Genomic DNA, 15,736 nt, shown 5'->3' with positions numbered 1-15,736 from the left:
CGACCAACGGTCGGCACCCACCAGGCGGGGCCGGTGGCACCCACCATCTCCACGACGTCGCGCCGGTCCTGCATAATCGGGGCATGAGTGTCCTGCGCTTCGACAATGTCAGCAAACAGTACGCCGGTGGCCACGAGGCACTGACCGATGTCAGCTTCGAGGTCGCGCCGGGCGAGATGCTGTTCGTCACCGGCCATTCCGGTGCGGGCAAAAGCACCCTGCTCAAGTTGATCCACCTGGACGAGCGGCCCAGCCGCGGTGCGGTGGTGTTCGACGAGCGCAACCTGCTGAAGGTGCGTGGCGGCGACGTGCCCCGCCACCGTCGCGCGGTGGGTGCGGTCTACCAGGACCATCGCCTGCTGATGGACCGCTCGATCGCCGAGAACGTGGCGTTGCCGCTGATCCTGCGCGGCACCCGCCGTGGCGACATCAACAAGCGCGTGCGCTCGGTGCTGGAGCGGATGGGCCTGGGCCATCGCGAGAAGGCGCTGCCCTCGCAGCTGTCGGCCGGCGAGCAGCAGCGCGTCGGCATCGCCCGCGCCATCGTCGGCGAACCCAAGCTGCTGGTGGCCGATGAGCCGACCGGCAACCTCGACCCGACCCTGGCCGCGGAGATCATGGCCCTGTTCGCCGAGCTGCCCTCGCGCGGCACCAGCGTGCTGGTGGTCAGCCACGATCTGCCGCTGCTGCGTCGCATGCGCAAGCGCGTGCTGATCCTCGACCACGGCCGGCTGGTGGATGACATCTCGCCGCAGGACCTGGCGGAGTAACGCATGGCGAAGAACGAAAACAGCGAAGCCGCCGCGCCCTCGCGCGTGGGCGTCTGGTTCCAGCACCACGTGCACAGCGTGGTGTTCAGCCTTGGCCGCGCCTGCCGCAAGCCGTGGGCGACCCTGCTGACGGTGATGGTCATGGCGCTGGCACTGGCCCTGCCGCTTGGCCTGTCGATCGCGCTGGACAACCTCAAGCAGTTCGCCGGCAGCGTGCAGCAGTCGCGCGACATCAACGTGTTCCTGAAGGGCAACGTCGATGGTCCCGGCGCACTGCGCCTGGCCGGCCAGCTGCGCGACCGCGACGACGTGGCCGAAGTGAACGTGCGCACGCCCGAGCAGGGCCTGCAGGAACTGCGCGATGCCGGCCTCGGTGAGGCGATCGACGCACTCAACGACAATCCATTGCCCTCGCTGCTGGTGATCACCCCGGGCCAGGGCAAGGACGACGCACGCCTGGCGCGCGCGCTGGAGAGCCTGCCCGAGGCCGACCTGGTGCAGCACGACGCACTGTGGCGCCAGCGTCTGGATGCCTGGCTGGCGTTCGGCGCACGGCTGGTGCAGGTGCTGTCGGTACTGCTCGGCGTGGGCGCCGCGCTGGTGGTCGGCAACACCGTGCGCTTGGATATCCAGGCGCGTCGCGAAGAGATCGGCGTGCTGCAGCTGCTCGGCGCCAGTGATGGCTTCATTCGCCGCCCGTTCCTGTACCTGGGCGCGTGGTATGGACTGGGTGCCGGCGCGGTGGCGCTGGCCCTGATTGCTGCGGCCGGCGCCGCCCTGCGCGCGCCGCTGGCCGAGCTGTCGCGCAGCTATGGCAGCCCGTTCGTGCTGCATGGCCTGGACCTGCTGCATGGCAGCCTGGTCCTGCTCGGCACGCTGCTGCTGGGTTGGCTGGGCGCGTGGCTGGTGACCGGCCATTTCCTGCGCCAGACCCGCCCGACCGACACCTGAGACCGGCATGCAACCGCAAGCGCTGAAGCACCTTGAAGGGCCCGCGACGCGGGTGATGGTGGTCGACGGGTCGAAGCTGGTCCGCAAGCTGATCGCCGACGTCCTGCAGCGTGACCTGCCTGGCGTGGAGGTGATCGGCTGCGACAGCATCGAAGACGCGCAGCAGGCGCTGGCGCAGGGCCCGGTCGACCTGGTGACGACCTCGCTGACCCTGCGCGATGGCGACGGCCTGGCGCTGGCGCGGATGGTGCGCGAAGCGGCGGGCCAGGCCTATGTGCCGGTGATCGTGGTCTCCGGCGATGCCCAGCAGCACCTGGAGCAGCGCCGCTTCACCGAGTACGTCACCGACTATTTCGACAAGGCGCTGGGCCACGAGGCACTGGCGACCTTCGTCCGTGGCTATGTGCAGCCGCAGACCATTCCCGGCGCCACCATCCTCTATATCGAGGACAGCCGCGTGGTCGCCGAGGCCACCAAGCGCATGCTTGAGCGACAGCAGTTGAACGTGCTGCACGTGGTCAGCGCCGAAGAGGCGTTCACCCTGCTCACCGCCGAGTCGCTGGGCCGCAGCCGCCATCGCATCGACCTGGTGCTGACCGACGTCACCCTGAAGGGCGAGCTGAGCGGCCGCGACGTGGTGCAGCGCGTGCGCGTGGACTTCGGCTACGGCAAGCGCCGCTTGCCGGTGCTGGTGATGACCGGCGATGGCAACCCGCACAACCAGACCGGGCTGCTGCAGTCCGGCGCCAACGACCTGGTGCTCAAGCCGATTGAAGAACGGCTGCTGGTCACCAAGGTGCTGTTCCAGCTGCGCCTGGCCCGATTGAACGATGGACCCCTGATTCGATGATGGATGAAGTAGCCGCCACCCCGACGATCCAGCTGGAACCGAGCTGGAAACAGCATGTCGGCGATTACCTGATGCAGCCGCAGATGCGTGAGCTGTCCAGCTTCCTGCGCCAGCGCAAGGCCAACGGTGCGGCGGTGTTCCCGCCCGGTCCGCAGATCTTCGCCGCGTTCGATGCCACGCCATTCGAGCAGGTGAAGGTGGTGATCCTCGGCCAGGACCCGTACCACGGCCGTGGCCAGGCGCATGGCCTGAGTTTCTCGGTGCCGCCGGGCGTGCCGGTGCCGCCGTCGCTGCTGAACATCTACAAGGAAATCGAGAGCGATCTCGGTATCCCGCGCCCGGACCACGGCTGCCTGATCCCGTGGGCGCAGCGCGGCGTGCTGCTGCTCAATGCCGTGCTGACCGTGGAAGAGGGCCAGGCCGGTGCGCACCAGGGCCGTGGCTGGGAGGGCTTCACCGACCACGTGGTGGACGTGCTCAACCGCGAGCGCGAAGGCCTGGTGTTCATGCTCTGGGGCGCTTATGCGCAGCAGAAGGGCAAGGTCATCGATACCGGTCGCCATCGCGTGCTGAAGTCGCCGCACCCGTCGCCGTTGTCGGCCCATCGTGGCTTCCTGGGTTGCCGGCATTTCTCGATGGCCAACGAGTACCTGCAGCGTCGCGGCCAGGCCCCGGTCGACTGGTCGCTGCCGCCCCGTTCGGCGCTCTGAGCGGCGGTGCCGGTCCGGGGCTGAACGCCGGGCAACGTTTCCGGCCCTGAATGGGCGTCCGGGGACGGCCTGTTCAGCTAACCTTGACCGGAATCGGCCGGTTTCCGGCAGGTAATTGCTTGAATTCCAAGGGATTGTGAATCCCGAAAAGCGCGCTCGCCACTGTCATCAAATCGCGCTACGGTAGGGCTCTGTTTGGGACCAGTGTTGCATCAATAGGATGCTGGAACTTTTTCCTCCTTTAGCAGTCCAAATCCCGGACTGCTAAGATGGGTGCCTATGAGCCAGAACACCTCTACTGCCCTTGTGGCAAACAATCTCCCGATTCCCAATGCGCTCGGTTCGCTGGACGCCTACATCGGTGCCGTGCACCAGATCCCGGTGCTGTCGGTCGATGACGAACAGGACCTGGCCCGTCGCTTCCGCGACGGCAACGATCTGGACGCCGCCCGCGAGCTGGTGCATTCGCACCTGCGCTTCGTGGTGCACGTGGCCCGCGGCTACAACGGCTACGGTCTTGCACTGGGCGACCTGATCCAGGAAGGCAACATCGGCCTGATGAAGGCGGTCAAGCGCTTCGACCCGGACATGGGCGTGCGCCTGGTCTCCTTCGCCGTGCACTGGATCCGTGCCGAGATGCACGAGTTCATCCTGAAGAACTGGCGCATCGTGAAGGTCGCCACCACCAAGGCGCAGCGCAAGCTGTTCTTCAACCTGCGCAAGTCGAAGACGCGCCTGGGCTGGATGAACGCGGCGGAAGTCAGCGCCGTCGCCAAGGACCTGAACGTGTCCGAGCGCGAGGTCATGGAAATGGAATCGCGCCTGTCCGGTCGCGATATCGGTTTCGATGCGCCGACCGACGAAGACAACGAACACGCGCCGCCGTCGCCGGCCGCGTTCCTGGTTGCCAACGACGAAGATCCGTCGATGGCCTACGAACGTGCCGACAGCGAAGACAACCAGATGCAGCTGCTGCGCGAAGGCCTGGCCGAGCTGGATGCGCGTTCGCGCGACATCATCCGCCGCCGCTGGCTGGATGCCGACAGCAAGGTGACGCTGCAGGAACTGGCCGACGAGTACGGCGTGTCGGCTGAGCGCATCCGCCAGGTCGAGGCGAACGCGCTGAAGAAGATGAAGGCGCTGTTCACCGCGTAAGGCGGGATGGCGTTGAAGCAATGAAAAGGCCCGGCACTGCCGGGCCTTTTTCGTTTGTGGGGCTTAGCCACGCATGGCGTGGCTCTACTCTGACGCCAGAGCGGTGATTGTGCCGACCGGGTCATGTGCTGGATGCTGATGTTCACGCCGTACCACGCAGTGGCACGGTATGATCATGCCACGCGTCTTCCGCACACGAAGTTTCAATCGCAGTATGCGTAGGACCACCCTGTCCGACGCTGCGCTGTACCGGTCGGTACGTGAAATGGAAGCGGGTCTGGTGGATGCTGATCTTGGCGGCGGAATCTTCAAGAAGCGCGTTCCGTTGCCGGGGCGAGGAAAGCGTGGGAGCGTTCGAATCATCGTCGCCACACAGCGAGGCGGGCATTGGTTCTTCCTTTTCGGCTACGAGAAGAATGAACGTGCTGCGATCACGAATGCGGAACGGGATGCGCTGCAGTTGTACGCATCGGAGTTCCTGAGAATGAGTACGGCGCAGCTGAATCGCGCCGTGGAGTACGGGGATCTACAGGAGATCGGCCATGACGAAGACCCCTGAGCGACGGCGCGCGAAAAGTGCGCTTCTTGAAGCGGTGCATGATGCTGCTGTGAGTCTGCACGCGCATGGCTTCATCGATAAACGTCGGTTGAGCAGCTACGAAGCACTTTGCCTTGAGCCGGTCCCTGAGTACAGCAGTGCCCAGATCCGTGCCCTGCGTACGTCACTGCAGCTCAGTCAGCCGGTCTTTGCGGGGGTTCTCAATACCAGCGTTTCCACCGTACGCAGCTGGGAGCAGGGCGAAAAGAAACCCAGCGGACCGTCACTGAAGTTGCTTAACCTGATTGATCGGAAGGGTCTCGAAGCAGTCCTGTAAAGCAAAGGCCCGGCAATGCCGGGCCTTTGCTTTACCGTGGTATTCAATCCGCGCCATGCATGGGAGCGGGGGAGCCTCACCCCTCGCGTGCGATCGCGCGCCAACCAATGTCGTTGCGGTGGAATTCGTTGGCCCAGGTCACCTTGGCCACGCCGGCATAGGCGTTGGCCTGCGCGTCGCGCACGCTGTCACCCAGCGCCGCCACGCACAGCACGCGGCCGCCGGCGCTGACCACCTGGCCCTGCGCGTCCAATGCAGTCCCCGCATGGAACACCTTGGCACTGGCCGGCACGTCGTCCAGGCCGGAAATCACGTCACCGGTGATCGGCGCTTCCGGGTAGGGCTTCGCGGCCAGCACCACGCCCAGCGACGGGCGTGCGTCCCACTGCGCCTGCACCTGGTCCAGGCGGCCATCGATGGCGGCTTCCACCAGCTCGACCAGATCCGACTGCAGGCGCAACATCACCGGCTGGGTTTCCGGGTCGCCGAAGCGCACGTTGAATTCGATCACCTTCGGCGCGCCGCTGGCGTCGATCATCAGGCCCGCGTAGAGGAAACCGGTGAACGGGATACCGTCGGCAATCATGCCCTGCACGGTCGGGTTCACCACCTCGCGCATCACGCGTGCATGCACCTCCGGCGTCACTACCGGCGCGGGCGAGTAGGCGCCCATGCCACCGGTGTTCGGGCCGGTGTCGCCGTCGCCGACGCGCTTGTGGTCCTGCGAGGTGGCCATCGGCAGCGCATGCACGCCGTCCACCATCGAAATGAAGCTGGCTTCCTCACCATCGAGGAACTCTTCGATCACCACGCGCGCACCGGCATCGCCGAACGCGTTGCCCGACAGCATGTCACGCACGGCATCTTCGGCTTCGGCCAGGGTCATCGCCACGATCACGCCCTTGCCGGCAGCCAGACCATCGGCCTTGACCACGATCGGCGCGCCCTTCTCGCGGATGTAGGCCAGGGCGGCATCCACCTCGGTGTGCACGGCATAGAACGCGGTGGGGATGTTGTGGCGGGCCAGGAAGTCCTTGGCGTAGGCCTTGCTGCCTTCCAGCTGCGCGGCGGCGGCAGTCGGCCCGAAGATGCGCAGGCCGGCGGCGCGGAAGCGGTCGACCACGCCGGCCACCAGCGGTACTTCCGGGCCGACCACGGTCAGCGCCACGCCTTCGGCCTGGGCCAGCGCCAGCAGGCCGTCGATGTCGGTCACTTTCACCGCCACGTTGCGGCACTTGTCTTCGCTGGCGGTGCCGGCGTTGCCGGGCGCCACGATCACTTCGGTGACACGGGAGGACTGGGCCAGCTTCCATGCCAGGGCGTGTTCGCGGCCGCCAGAGCCGATGACAAGTACGTTCATCACGAGATTCCAGATTGCGTGGGAAGGGAAGATCGATATCCCCGGCGGCGCGCGTGGCTCACTCGCAGCCTTCGCGTCGCAGTGATTCGGGGAAGGAATAGGCCCAGGTCTTCGGGTCCAGGGTAAAGCGGTGTTCCTGCCGGACCTGCTTGCCACCGCAGGTGGTGCCGGTTTCCTCGATCAGCAGCGGCCAGATGCGCGCGCTGCGATCGCTGTCGTCGAAACGCAGGGCGAAATCGATGCTGAAGCGACGGGTACGGCAGTCCTCGACAGTCTCCGGGTCGCTGCTGGCCCCCAGGTTGTCGCACTCGTACTGGGCGTCATTGTCGATATGGCTGCGCACGCTGCCACTGGACACCAGGCCGTTCGGGCCTGGCAGGATCAGCGACTGCGAGAGCAGCGAGAAGCCCTGCCCGAACCAGCCGTCCTCGACGCGGAAACCATAGAAGTCGCTGCCTGCGCGGATGATGCTGGCGGTGCCGGGCTGGCCGCCGCTGCCAAAGCGTTCGCCAGTCAGTTCACTGGTCACGTCGAAGCCCTCGCCCTTCGGATGCAGCACGAAGAAGTCGATCATGCCTGCGTCGATGTGCGCGCCTTCGGACAAAGCACCGCAGACCGCCAGCAACTGCTGCCAGCTGTCACCGCTCACCACCGGTTGCTCGGCGCAGACGTGCCAGTCCATCGGGCGGGTTTCGCCGTCGTCGTTCCAGCTGCCGTGCCATTCACCGGAGAGCCTGGCGTTCTTGCCGTAGCGCTGGACCAGGAAGGCCTGCAGTCGCGCGGTGCGGCTCACGTGCGCCGTCGGCTCGGCAGGGGCCGACGTGGCGGCCTGCGGCGACGACGCAGGCACCGGGGCGGCCGCAGGCTTGCAGCCGGCCAGCGCGGCCGCGCCCGCGAGGGCGAGCAAGGCCAGCGATTTCAGTGAGACTGCGGACATCCGTGTCGCTCCAGTATCAGTGGCGGAAGTGGCGCACGCCGGTGAACACCATGGCCAGGCCGTGTTCGTCGGCGGCGGCGATCACTTCGGCATCGCGCATCGAACCGCCCGGCTGGATGACCGCCTTGATGCCGGCGGCAGCAGCGGCATCGATGCCGTCGCGGAACGGGAAGAACGCATCGGAGGCCATCACCGAGCCCTCGACCACCAGGTTTGCATCGGCGGCCTTGATGCCGGCGATGCGGGCCGAGTACACGCGGCTCATCTGGCCGGCGCCGACACCGATGGTGCGGTTGTCCTTCGCATAGACGATCGCGTTGGACTTCACGAACTTGGCCACCTTCCAGGCAAACAGCAGGTCGGTGAACTGCTTGTCGGTCGGCGCCAGCTTGCTGACCACCTTCAGCTCATCGCGGGTCATGCCGCGGTTGTCCGAGGACTGCAGCAACAGGCCCGAGCCGACGCGCTTGCTGTCGAAGTTGTTCAGGCCATCACCATGCGGGATGCGCAGCACGCGCACGTTGGCCTTCTTCTGCGCGTATTCCAGCGCGGCCGGCTCGTAATCCGGGGCGATCAGCACTTCCACGAACTGGCGGTCCAGGATGACCTTGGCGGTGGCAGCGTCCAGCGGCGTGTTGAAGGCGATGATGCCGCCGAAGGCGCTGGTCGGGTCGGTGGCGTAGGCCAGCTCGTAGGCATCGCCGTTGCCGGCACCGACGGCCACGCCGCACGGGTTGGCGTGCTTGACGATCACGCAGGCCGGCGCATCGAACTGGCGCACGCATTCCCACGCCGCATCGGCATCGGCCAGGTTGTTGTAGCTCAGTTCCTTGCCCTGCAGCTGCTGGAACGTGGCCAGGGTGCCCGGCACCGGGTACAGGTCGCGGTAGAACGCGCCGCTCTGGTGGGGGTTCTCGCCGTAGCGCAGGTCCATCACCTTGACGAAGGTGGAGTTCATCTGCGCCGGGTACTCGGCACGGGTCGGCACGGCGGCGTCGGTGGCGGTGACCGCCGACAGGTAGTTGCTGATCGCCGCGTCGTACTGGGCGACGCGGTTGAACGCGGCCACCGAGAACGTCAAGCGGGTGGCGGCCGACAGCTGGCCGTCGTTGGCCGCCAGCGAGGCCAGCAGTTCGGCGTACTGCGACGGATCGGTGGCCACCGCCACGCGGGCGAAGTTCTTGGCCGCCGAGCGCAGCATGGCCGGACCGCCGATGTCGATGTTCTCGACCGCGTCGGCCAGGGTGCAGTCGGCGTTGGCGGTGACCGACTCGAACGGATACAGGTTCAGCACCAGCAGGTCGATGGCACCGATGCCATGCTCGGCCATCACCGCATCATCCAGGCCCGAACGGCCCAGCAGGCCACCGTGCACCATCGGGTGCAGGGTCTTGACGCGGCCGTCCATCATTTCCGGGAAACCGGTGACCTCGGCCACGTCCTTCACGGCCAGGCCCGCATCGCGGATCGCCTTGGCGGTGCCGCCGGTGGACAGCAGCTCCACGCCGCGTGCCGCCAGCGCAGTGGCCAGCTCGACCAGACCGGTCTTGTCGGAAACGGAGAGGAGGGCCCGGCGGACGGGCAACAGATCAGCAGTCATGGGACAGAATCGGCAGCGGAGCGGGGCCGATATTGTAGGCGGTGGGGGCCCGTGGCGGGCGCTGGAAGGGGTAATTTGCCGTGGCAATCGGCGTAAGGCCGGGTCGGGCACACCGATCCGGCCCGATCCGGAGTCTGGGCTGCGGACCAGAGCCGGGTTGTCGGAATCTGCCAACGATGGGGTAGGCTGTGCCCGCACTGCCAAGGATCAGCGGGTACGGATCATGTCGATCTATGCATTGAAGGGACGTTTCCAGGACCTGTTGCGTCCAGCCGTACGCGGTCTGTTCCGCATGGGGATCACTGCCAATACGGTGACCGTGGCCGCTGCCGTGGTCTCGCTGCTGGTGGCCGCGGCCGTGTGGTGCTGCGCGCCTGCCCAGCCTCTGCTGTATCTGCTGCTGCCGTTGTGGATGCTGCTGCGCATGGCGCTCAACGCGGTGGACGGCATGCTGGCGCGCGAATTCGGCCAGCAATCGCGGCTGGGCGCCTATCTGAACGAAGTGTGCGATGTGATCGCCGATGCGGCGCTGTACCTGAGCCTGCTCAGCGTACCCGGCGTGCGCCCGGAGGCGCTGTGGCTGCTGGCCTGGACGGCGGCGCTGAGCGAGTACGCCGGCGTGCTGGGGCTGATGGTCGGTGCCAGCCGCCGCTATGACGGCCCGATGGGCAAGAGCGACCGCGCCTTCGTGATCGGTGCGCTGGGCTTGCTGCTGGCCTTCGGCTGGGGCGGTGCACTGACGGTCAGCGGCGTGGCTGCAGCCATGGCAGTGTTGTGCGTGCTGACGATGATCAACCGCGTCCGTCGCGGACTGCGGGAAGCGGCGGTTTCGCCGAATTAATCAAGCAGATACAAAAAGACAATCAGGAGATTGCATGCGTCAGGCGCAGGAACGGGAATTCCACAGCTTCGACCAGGTACCGCTGTTCTACCGGTACTGGGCGGGCACCACCGCAACCCCGGCCACCAAGGCCATCGTGCTGCTGCACCGCGGCCACGAGCACTCCGGCCGGGTCACCCACCTGGTCGATGAGCTGGACCTGCCCGACACCGCCTTCTTCGCCTGGGATGCGCGCGGCAATGGCCGTTCGCCGGGCGCACGTGGCGATGCACCGGGCTTCCCGGCGCTGGTGCGTGACCTGGACAGCTTCATTGCCCACATCGGCGCCGAGCACGGTATCGCGGTGGAAGACATCGTGGTGATCGCGCAGAGCGTGGGGGCGGTGGTCGCCGCGACCTGGGTGCACGATTACGCGCCGCGCCTGCGTGCGCTGGTGATGGCTTCGCCCGCCTTCAAGGTGAAGCTGTACGTGCCGTTCGCACGCGCTGGGTTGGCGCTGATGCAGAAGCTGCGCGGCAATTTCTTCGTCAACAGCTACGTCAAGCCGCAGTGGCTGACCCACGACCCGGCACGGGTGGAAAGCTATCGTACCGATCCGCTGATCACCCGCCCGATCTCGGTGCGCGTGCTGCTGGGCCTGTACGAAGCGGCCGACCGCATCGTCGCCGATGCGCAGGCGATCAGCGTGCCGGTGCAGCTGTTGGTGTCCGGCTCGGACTTCGTCGTGCATCGTGGCCCGCAGGACCGCTTCTACGAGCGCCTGTCCAGCCCGATCAAGGAGCGCGTGCACCTGCCGGGCTTCTTCCACGACACGCTGGGCGAACGTGATCGCGCGCCGGCACTGGCGCGCATCCGCAGTTTCATCCAGGCGCGCTTCGCCGAACCGCTGTGCGAGTTGTCGCGTCGTGACGCACACCGGCATGGGCCGACCTTCGAGGAATCGGAGATCCTGGCCTGGCCACCGGAACGCAACAGCCTGGCCGACCTGCGCTGGCGCGTGGTGCGTGGCGGCCTGCGTTTCGGCGGCACGTTGTCCGAAGGCATCGCACTGGGCCTGCAGACCGGTTTCGATTCCGGCAGCACGCTGGACTACATCTATCGCGACCAAGCGCGCGGCAAGGGCCCGCTGGGGCGCATGGTCGATCGCAATTATCTGGATGCGATCGGCTGGCGCGGCATCCGTGTGCGCGGCCAGCACCTGCAGGAACTGCTGCGCGATGCTGCGCAGCGACTGCGCGGGCAGGGCACGCCGGTGCGCGTGCTGGACGTGGCCGCCGGCCATGGCCGCTATGTGCTGGAAGCGCTGGGCCAGGGCGAACAGCGCGCCGACCGCATCGTGCTGCGTGATTTCAGTGATCTGAACGTGACCCAGGGCCAGGCCTTGATCGAGCGCCTCGGTGCAGCCGACATCGCCCACTTCGAGCAGGGCGATGCGTTCGATCCCGCGCAACTGGCGGCGGTGGACCCGGCGCCTACGCTGGCGGTGGTATCGGGCCTGTACGAACTATTCCCCGACAACGACGCCGTGCTGCGCTCGCTGCAGGGCATCGCCGCAACCGTACCGGTGGGCGGCTACCTGGCCTACACCGGCCAGCCCTGGCACCCGCAGCTGGAATTCATCGCCCGCGCGCTGACCAGCCATCGAGGCGGCGCCGCGTGGGTGATGCGCCGCCGTACCCAGCAGGAGATGGATGAGCTGGTGCGCCTGGCCGGGTTCGAGAAGGTGGCGCAGCGCATCGATGACTTCGGCATCTTCACCGTGTCGCTGGCGCGCCGGACCGCGTGATGGCGACGCTGGCCGCAACCCCACTGGCCGCGGAAGGGCGCCCCTGGCGGCGCGCCCTGCTGTGGCTGGCCCTGCTGGGCCCGTTCTTCTTCGCCAGCTACGGCTTCGCCAACTGGATGGCTGGTCGCCATGCCGAACTGCCGGTGATGGCGTTCGCCTGGGAGACCCGCATTCCGTTCGTGCCGTGGACGATCGTGCCCTACTGGTCGATCGACCTGTTCTACGCGGTCTCCTTCTTCCTGTGCCGGCAACGGTTGGAGCTGGACCGGCATGCGCTGCGGCTGTTCAGTGCACAGCTGATCGCGGTCACTTGCTTCCTGCTGTGGCCGCTGCGCTTCAGTTTCGAGCGGCCGGAGATCGGCGGCGTGTTCGGTTGGCTGTTCGATGTGCTGCTGGGCTTCGACAAGCCGTTCAACCAGGCGCCATCGCTGCACATCGTGCTGCTGATCGTGCTGTGGGTGAAGTTCGCGCAGTACCTGCACGGCGTGTGGCGTTGGGTGCTGCATGTGTGGGCACTGCTGATCGGTGTCTCGGTGCTGACCACGTTCCAGCACCATTTCATCGACATCCCGACCGGGCTGCTGGCCGGCTGGCTGTGCGTATGGCTGTGGCCGGAGCAGGGCACGCCGCCGCTGCGCGCCTGGCGTACTGCGGGTGATGCCAAACGTTGGCGATTGGCAGTGCTGTACCTGCTGGGGGCGATGCTGCTGCTGGCGCCGGCGGTGATGCTGCGCGGCGTGGCGTTGTGGCTGCTGTGGCCGGTGGTGTCGTTGCTGCTGGTGGCGCTGGCGTATGCCGGGTTGGGTACGGCGGTGTTCCAGAAGCGCGCTGATGGTCGCCTGACCATGGCGGCGCGCTGGCTGCTGGCGCCGTACGTGGGCGCCGCCTGGATCAACTCGCGGCTGTGGACGCGGCGTGCGCCGCAGCCGGTGCCGGTGCTGGACGGCGTGTGGTTGGGGCGGATTCCCTGCGCGGCGTTGCCGGCACCCTTGGTGGGCGTGGTCGATGCCTGTGCCGAGCTGTCCTGCCGCGCGCCGGGCGCCGGGTATGCCAGCGTGCCGATGCTGGACCTGGTGGTGCCAGAACCGGAGCAGCTGCGCGAGGCAGCCGAGGCCATCGAGCGCCTGCGTGCGCAGGGACCGTTGCTGGTGTGCTGTGCACTGGGCTATTCGCGCAGTGCCGCCAGCGTGGCGACCTGGCTGCTGCGCAGTGGTCGCGCGGCTGATGCCGATGCGGCGGTAGCGATCGTGCGTTCTGCGCGTCCTGGCATCGTGCTGGGCAAGGCGCACCTGCGTGCGATCACCGTTGCCGCCGGAGACCCTGCATGAGCACCACGCCTGATATTTCGACCATGCAGCTGCTGCTGCGGCAGGGGCGTTGGCCGGCAGGCCTGTCGCTGGGGCTGCTGCTGGTGGCGTTGCTGCTGCTCGGCATCGAGCCCGGGCTGGCGATGCTTGCCGCCGGACTGATGCTGCTCAGCGTGGTGGCAGGCGTCGCCCAGGCCTATCACGCGTGGCGGGTGGCACTCGATGCCAGCCTGCTGCAGCTGCTGCGCGATGAAGGCTTGAATGATGAGGCCGCGGCGCAACGCATCGACCGGCTGCTGCATGACAGTGGCCTGCGCCGCACACCGGGCGCGGAACCGTCGCGGGGATGGGATCTGCGATGGGCCGGCATGCGCCGTCTGCTGCTGCGTCAGTACCTGCTGACGGCGGTGCAGCTGGTGCTGGTGCTGCTGGCCGTGCTGTGGCCGCAGACGTGAACGGGAGGGATGGATGTTCGCCGAACTGATTGCCCGCGCCTGCAGTGGCGCGATCCATGTGGTGACCGGCGCGCGCGCGCTGTGGATCGGCTGCGCGCCGTCCAGCGAGCACCGCGTCTACTACGGCAACCACGCCAGCCACGGTGACTTCGTGCTGATCTGGTCGTCGATGCCACTGGCCCTGCGCCGCCAGGTGCGTCCGGTGGCGGCGGCGGAGTACTGGCAGCGCGACGGCCTGCGCCGCTACCTGATCGACGCGGTGTTCAACGGCGTGCTGGTCGAGCGCGAGGCCGGGCATCGCCAGCAGGACCCGTTGCAGGTGCTGCGCGAAGCGGTCGATGAAGGCTGTTCGCTGATCCTGTTCCCGGAAGGCACGCGCAATGTCGGCGACGAGCCGCTGCTGCCGTTCAAGAGCGGCATCTACCATCTGGCGCGGCAGCGGCCGGAACTGGAGTTCGTGCCGGTGTGGATCGACAACCTGAAGCGGGTGATGCCCAAGGGCCGCTTCCTGCCGCTGCCCTTGTTGTGCACGGCTACCTTCGGTACGCCGTTGCGACTGCAGGCCGACGAGGACAAGGCCGCCTTCCTGGCCCGCAGCCGGCAGGCGCTGCTGGACCTGGCGCCGAATGGAGGTCGTGCATGAGTTTCGTGTTGGATGTATCTGGCGATCTGGCAACGCAGAGTGTCGGCCAGCAGACCGGCCTGCTGTTTGCTGGTGTCGGCGCGGTGCTGGTGCTGGCCACGCTGGTGGCCGAGACCCTGCGCTGGCGCCAGCGCGGCCAGCCCAGTGCAGTCATCGCCAACCTGGTGTCACGCATCCGCGCCTGGTGGGTGATGGCGATCGTGGTCGGGCTGGCGCTGTTCTTCGGACGTGCCGGGGTGATCGTGCTGTTCGCGATCATCTCGCTGTTCGCGTTGCGCGAGTTCATCACCCTGGCGCCGACCCGCTCGGGCGACTACTACGCGCTGCTGGCCGCGTTCTACATCGTCCTGCCGTGGCAGTACTACCTGGTGTGGATCGACTGGTACGGCATGTACACGCTGCTGATTCCGGTCTATGCGTTCCTGTTCCTGCCGATCCTGTCGACCATCGGTGGTGATACCACGCATTACCTGGAGCGGACCGCGAAGGTCCAGTGGGGGCTGATGATCTGCGTGTTCTGCATCTCGCATGTGCCGCTGCTGCTGAACCTGCACGTGCCCGGCCATGATCCGTCGCGCAACGTGTTGCTGTTCGCCTTCCTGGTGATCGTGGTGCAGTCCTCGGACGTGCTGCAGTACATCTGGGGCAAGCTGCTGGGCAAGCACCTGATCGCGCCGAAGCTGTCGCCGTCGAAGACGGTTGAGGGCTTCGTGGGCGGCGTGCTGAGTGCCAGCGCGCTGGGTGCGGCGCTGTGGTGGATCACCCCGTTCACGCCGCTGCAGGCGTTCGGCCTGTCGCTGCTGATCAACCTGATGGGGTTCTGGGGCGGCCTGGTGATGTCGGCGATCAAGCGTGATCGTGGCATCAAGGACTGGGGCCACATGATCGAGGGCCATGGTGGCATGCTCGACCGGCTGGATTCGGTGTGCTTCGCCGCGCCGGTGTTCTTCCACGTGGTGCGGTATTACTGGAAGGCGGGCGGGGGTGGCTGATTCCGCCGGGCGTCCACCCACGCATGGCGTGGCTCTACTGGAACGGCATTGACCCGCTTCTGTAGCGTCGAGCCATGCTCGACTGCCTTTCACGTGTTGCCCGGCGCAGGAGCAGTCGAGCATGGCTCGACTCTACACATCGGTGCGCTCAGGCGCTGATGCCGTATTCCTTCAGCTTCTTGCGCAGGGTGGCACGGTGGATGCCAAGCATCGCCGCGGCGCGGCTCTGGTTGCCTTCGCAGTGGTTGAGCACTTCCACGAACAGCGGGATCTCCATCTCGCGCAGCACGATCTCGTAGACATCGTCCGCATCGCAGCCATCAAGGTCACGCAGGTAGCGGCGCACGGACTGGGCGACGTGTTCACGCAGCGGTGGCCGGGGAGCGCCACGACTGTTGTCAGGACGAGAAAGGACAGCGTTCAAGGGGGTTCCCGATTCGGTTGGCCCGTGCGCGCGGAGCGCGCGGCCGGACGAGGTGGTGGCGGCCAGTCTAGCGCGAGCGT

17 protein-coding genes are annotated in these 15,736 nt (G+C 66.9%); 13 read left to right on the top strand and 4 right to left on the bottom strand.

Annotation, left to right across the window (positions count from 1 at the left end; translation table 11 throughout):
* Positions 1–83 precede the first annotated feature (83 nt).
* From ftsE to M1L61_RS21015, 7 genes are all read left to right on the top strand, one after another.
* A complete protein-coding gene (gene ftsE, locus M1L61_RS21045; protein WP_005419728.1) occupies positions 84–770 on the top strand; it encodes a cell division ATP-binding protein FtsE in 687 nt (228 codons plus the stop codon).
* Positions 771–773: 3 nt separating this feature from the next.
* Complete coding sequence (ftsX, locus tag M1L61_RS21040; RefSeq protein WP_248854065.1) at positions 774–1,721, top strand: permease-like cell division protein FtsX; 948 nt, start codon at positions 774–776, stop codon at positions 1,719–1,721.
* A gap of 7 nt (positions 1,722–1,728) precedes the next feature.
* A complete protein-coding gene (locus tag M1L61_RS21035) occupies positions 1,729–2,571 on the top strand; it encodes a response regulator (protein ID WP_019338974.1) in 843 nt (280 codons plus the stop codon).
* Positions 2,568–3,281 carry a uracil-DNA glycosylase gene (gene ung / locus M1L61_RS21030; RefSeq protein ID WP_248854064.1) on the top strand — a complete coding sequence of 238 codons (714 nt, stop codon included), beginning with the start codon at positions 2,568–2,570 and terminating at the stop codon, positions 3,279–3,281. The genes M1L61_RS21035 and ung overlap by 4 nt, the downstream gene beginning before the upstream one ends.
* 279 nt (positions 3,282–3,560) lie before the next feature.
* Entirely contained in the window at positions 3,561–4,436 is an 876-nt protein-coding gene (gene rpoH / locus M1L61_RS21025; protein WP_248854063.1) for an RNA polymerase sigma factor RpoH, read from the top strand.
* A 169-nt stretch (positions 4,437–4,605) separates the two neighbouring features.
* The gene (locus tag M1L61_RS21020; protein WP_100064745.1) at positions 4,606–4,995 is read left to right on the top strand and encodes a type II toxin-antitoxin system RelE/ParE family toxin; all 390 of its coding nucleotides are present in this window, start codon (positions 4,606–4,608) and stop codon (positions 4,993–4,995) included.
* Positions 4,979–5,311 (top strand): DNA-binding transcriptional regulator, encoded by a 333-nt coding sequence (locus tag M1L61_RS21015; RefSeq protein ID WP_019338970.1) that lies wholly within the window; start codon positions 4,979–4,981, stop codon positions 5,309–5,311. The genes M1L61_RS21020 and M1L61_RS21015 overlap by 17 nt, the downstream gene beginning before the upstream one ends.
* A 76-nt stretch (positions 5,312–5,387) precedes the next feature.
* On the opposite strand, the gene purD is transcribed toward M1L61_RS21015, so the two are convergent.
* Genes purD through purH form a run of 3 tightly spaced genes read right to left on the bottom strand, consistent with a single transcriptional unit; the run spans position 5,388 to position 9,208 of the window.
* Positions 5,388–6,671, bottom strand: coding sequence for a phosphoribosylamine--glycine ligase (gene purD, locus M1L61_RS21010; protein WP_010481051.1), 1,284 nt, complete (start codon positions 6,669–6,671; stop codon positions 5,388–5,390).
* A gap of 58 nt (positions 6,672–6,729) precedes the next feature.
* Complete coding sequence (locus M1L61_RS21005) at positions 6,730–7,608, bottom strand: hypothetical protein (RefSeq protein WP_010481053.1); 879 nt, start codon at positions 7,606–7,608, stop codon at positions 6,730–6,732.
* A 16-nt stretch (positions 7,609–7,624) separates the two neighbouring features.
* Positions 7,625–9,208: a bifunctional phosphoribosylaminoimidazolecarboxamide formyltransferase/IMP cyclohydrolase gene (gene purH / locus M1L61_RS21000; RefSeq protein ID WP_248854062.1), complete on the bottom strand. Its 1,584-nt coding sequence runs from the start codon at positions 9,206–9,208 to the stop codon at positions 7,625–7,627.
* A 223-nt stretch (positions 9,209–9,431) separates the two neighbouring features.
* Here purH and M1L61_RS20995 point away from each other — a divergent pair, with 223 nt between their 5' ends.
* Genes M1L61_RS20995 through M1L61_RS20970 form a run of 6 tightly spaced genes read left to right on the top strand, consistent with a single transcriptional unit; the run spans position 9,432 to position 15,232 of the window.
* Positions 9,432–10,049 (top strand): CDP-alcohol phosphatidyltransferase family protein, encoded by a 618-nt coding sequence (locus M1L61_RS20995; protein WP_019338967.1) that lies wholly within the window; start codon positions 9,432–9,434, stop codon positions 10,047–10,049.
* 34 nt (positions 10,050–10,083) lie between these two features.
* Positions 10,084–11,835 carry a bifunctional alpha/beta hydrolase/class I SAM-dependent methyltransferase gene (locus M1L61_RS20990; protein WP_248854061.1) on the top strand — a complete coding sequence of 584 codons (1,752 nt, stop codon included), beginning with the start codon at positions 10,084–10,086 and terminating at the stop codon, positions 11,833–11,835.
* 23 nt (positions 11,836–11,858) lie between these two features.
* The gene (locus M1L61_RS20985) at positions 11,859–13,163 is read left to right on the top strand and encodes a phosphatase PAP2/dual specificity phosphatase family protein (protein ID WP_248854802.1); all 1,305 of its coding nucleotides are present in this window, start codon (positions 11,859–11,861) and stop codon (positions 13,161–13,163) included.
* A complete protein-coding gene (locus tag M1L61_RS20980) occupies positions 13,160–13,597 on the top strand; it encodes a hypothetical protein (RefSeq protein WP_010481064.1) in 438 nt (145 codons plus the stop codon). Before M1L61_RS20985 ends, M1L61_RS20980 begins: the two co-directional genes overlap by 4 nt.
* Positions 13,598–13,610: 13 nt before the next feature.
* Positions 13,611–14,240, top strand: a complete 630-nt coding sequence (locus M1L61_RS20975; protein ID WP_010481067.1) for a lysophospholipid acyltransferase family protein — start codon at positions 13,611–13,613, stop codon at positions 14,238–14,240.
* Complete coding sequence (locus M1L61_RS20970; RefSeq protein ID WP_010481069.1) at positions 14,237–15,232, top strand: phosphatidate cytidylyltransferase; 996 nt, start codon at positions 14,237–14,239, stop codon at positions 15,230–15,232. The genes M1L61_RS20975 and M1L61_RS20970 overlap by 4 nt, the downstream gene beginning before the upstream one ends.
* Before the next feature lie 148 nt (positions 15,233–15,380).
* Here the strand turns inward: M1L61_RS20970 and fis are convergent, their stop codons facing one another.
* Positions 15,381–15,656, bottom strand: a complete 276-nt coding sequence (gene fis / locus M1L61_RS20965; RefSeq protein ID WP_005419706.1) for a DNA-binding transcriptional regulator Fis — start codon at positions 15,654–15,656, stop codon at positions 15,381–15,383.
* Positions 15,657–15,736 lie beyond the last annotated feature (80 nt).

Source organism: Stenotrophomonas sp. NY11291, assembly GCF_023277365.1.
GTDB lineage: Bacteria > Pseudomonadota > Gammaproteobacteria > Xanthomonadales > Xanthomonadaceae > Stenotrophomonas > Stenotrophomonas geniculata.
This window is presented reverse-complemented; position numbering and strand designations above follow the sequence as displayed.

Excerpts from the sequence above, each read along its gene's own strand:
- ftsE (WP_005419728.1), top strand. The coding sequence starts at position 84 with ATGAGTGTCCTGCGCTTCGACAATGTCAGCAAACAGTACGCCGGTGGC.
- ftsX (WP_248854065.1), top strand. The coding sequence starts at position 774 with ATGGCGAAGAACGAAAACAGCGAAGCCGCCGCGCCCTCGCGCGTGGGC.
- M1L61_RS21035 (WP_019338974.1), top strand. The coding sequence starts at position 1,729 with ATGCAACCGCAAGCGCTGAAGCACCTTGAAGGGCCCGCGACGCGGGTG.
- ung (WP_248854064.1), top strand. The coding sequence starts at position 2,568 with ATGATGGATGAAGTAGCCGCCACCCCGACGATCCAGCTGGAACCGAGC.
- rpoH (WP_248854063.1), top strand. The coding sequence starts at position 3,561 with ATGAGCCAGAACACCTCTACTGCCCTTGTGGCAAACAATCTCCCGATT.
- M1L61_RS21020 (WP_100064745.1), top strand. The coding sequence starts at position 4,606 with ATGATCATGCCACGCGTCTTCCGCACACGAAGTTTCAATCGCAGTATG.
- M1L61_RS21015 (WP_019338970.1), top strand. The coding sequence starts at position 4,979 with ATGACGAAGACCCCTGAGCGACGGCGCGCGAAAAGTGCGCTTCTTGAA.
- purD (WP_010481051.1), bottom strand. The coding sequence starts at position 6,671 with ATGAACGTACTTGTCATCGGCTCTGGCGGCCGCGAACACGCCCTGGCA.
- M1L61_RS21005 (WP_010481053.1), bottom strand. The coding sequence starts at position 7,608 with ATGTCCGCAGTCTCACTGAAATCGCTGGCCTTGCTCGCCCTCGCGGGC.
- purH (WP_248854062.1), bottom strand. The coding sequence starts at position 9,208 with ATGACTGCTGATCTGTTGCCCGTCCGCCGGGCCCTCCTCTCCGTTTCC.
- M1L61_RS20995 (WP_019338967.1), top strand. The coding sequence starts at position 9,432 with ATGTCGATCTATGCATTGAAGGGACGTTTCCAGGACCTGTTGCGTCCA.
- M1L61_RS20990 (WP_248854061.1), top strand. The coding sequence starts at position 10,084 with ATGCGTCAGGCGCAGGAACGGGAATTCCACAGCTTCGACCAGGTACCG.
- M1L61_RS20980 (WP_010481064.1), top strand. The coding sequence starts at position 13,160 with ATGAGCACCACGCCTGATATTTCGACCATGCAGCTGCTGCTGCGGCAG.
- M1L61_RS20975 (WP_010481067.1), top strand. The coding sequence starts at position 13,611 with ATGTTCGCCGAACTGATTGCCCGCGCCTGCAGTGGCGCGATCCATGTG.
- M1L61_RS20970 (WP_010481069.1), top strand. The coding sequence starts at position 14,237 with ATGAGTTTCGTGTTGGATGTATCTGGCGATCTGGCAACGCAGAGTGTC.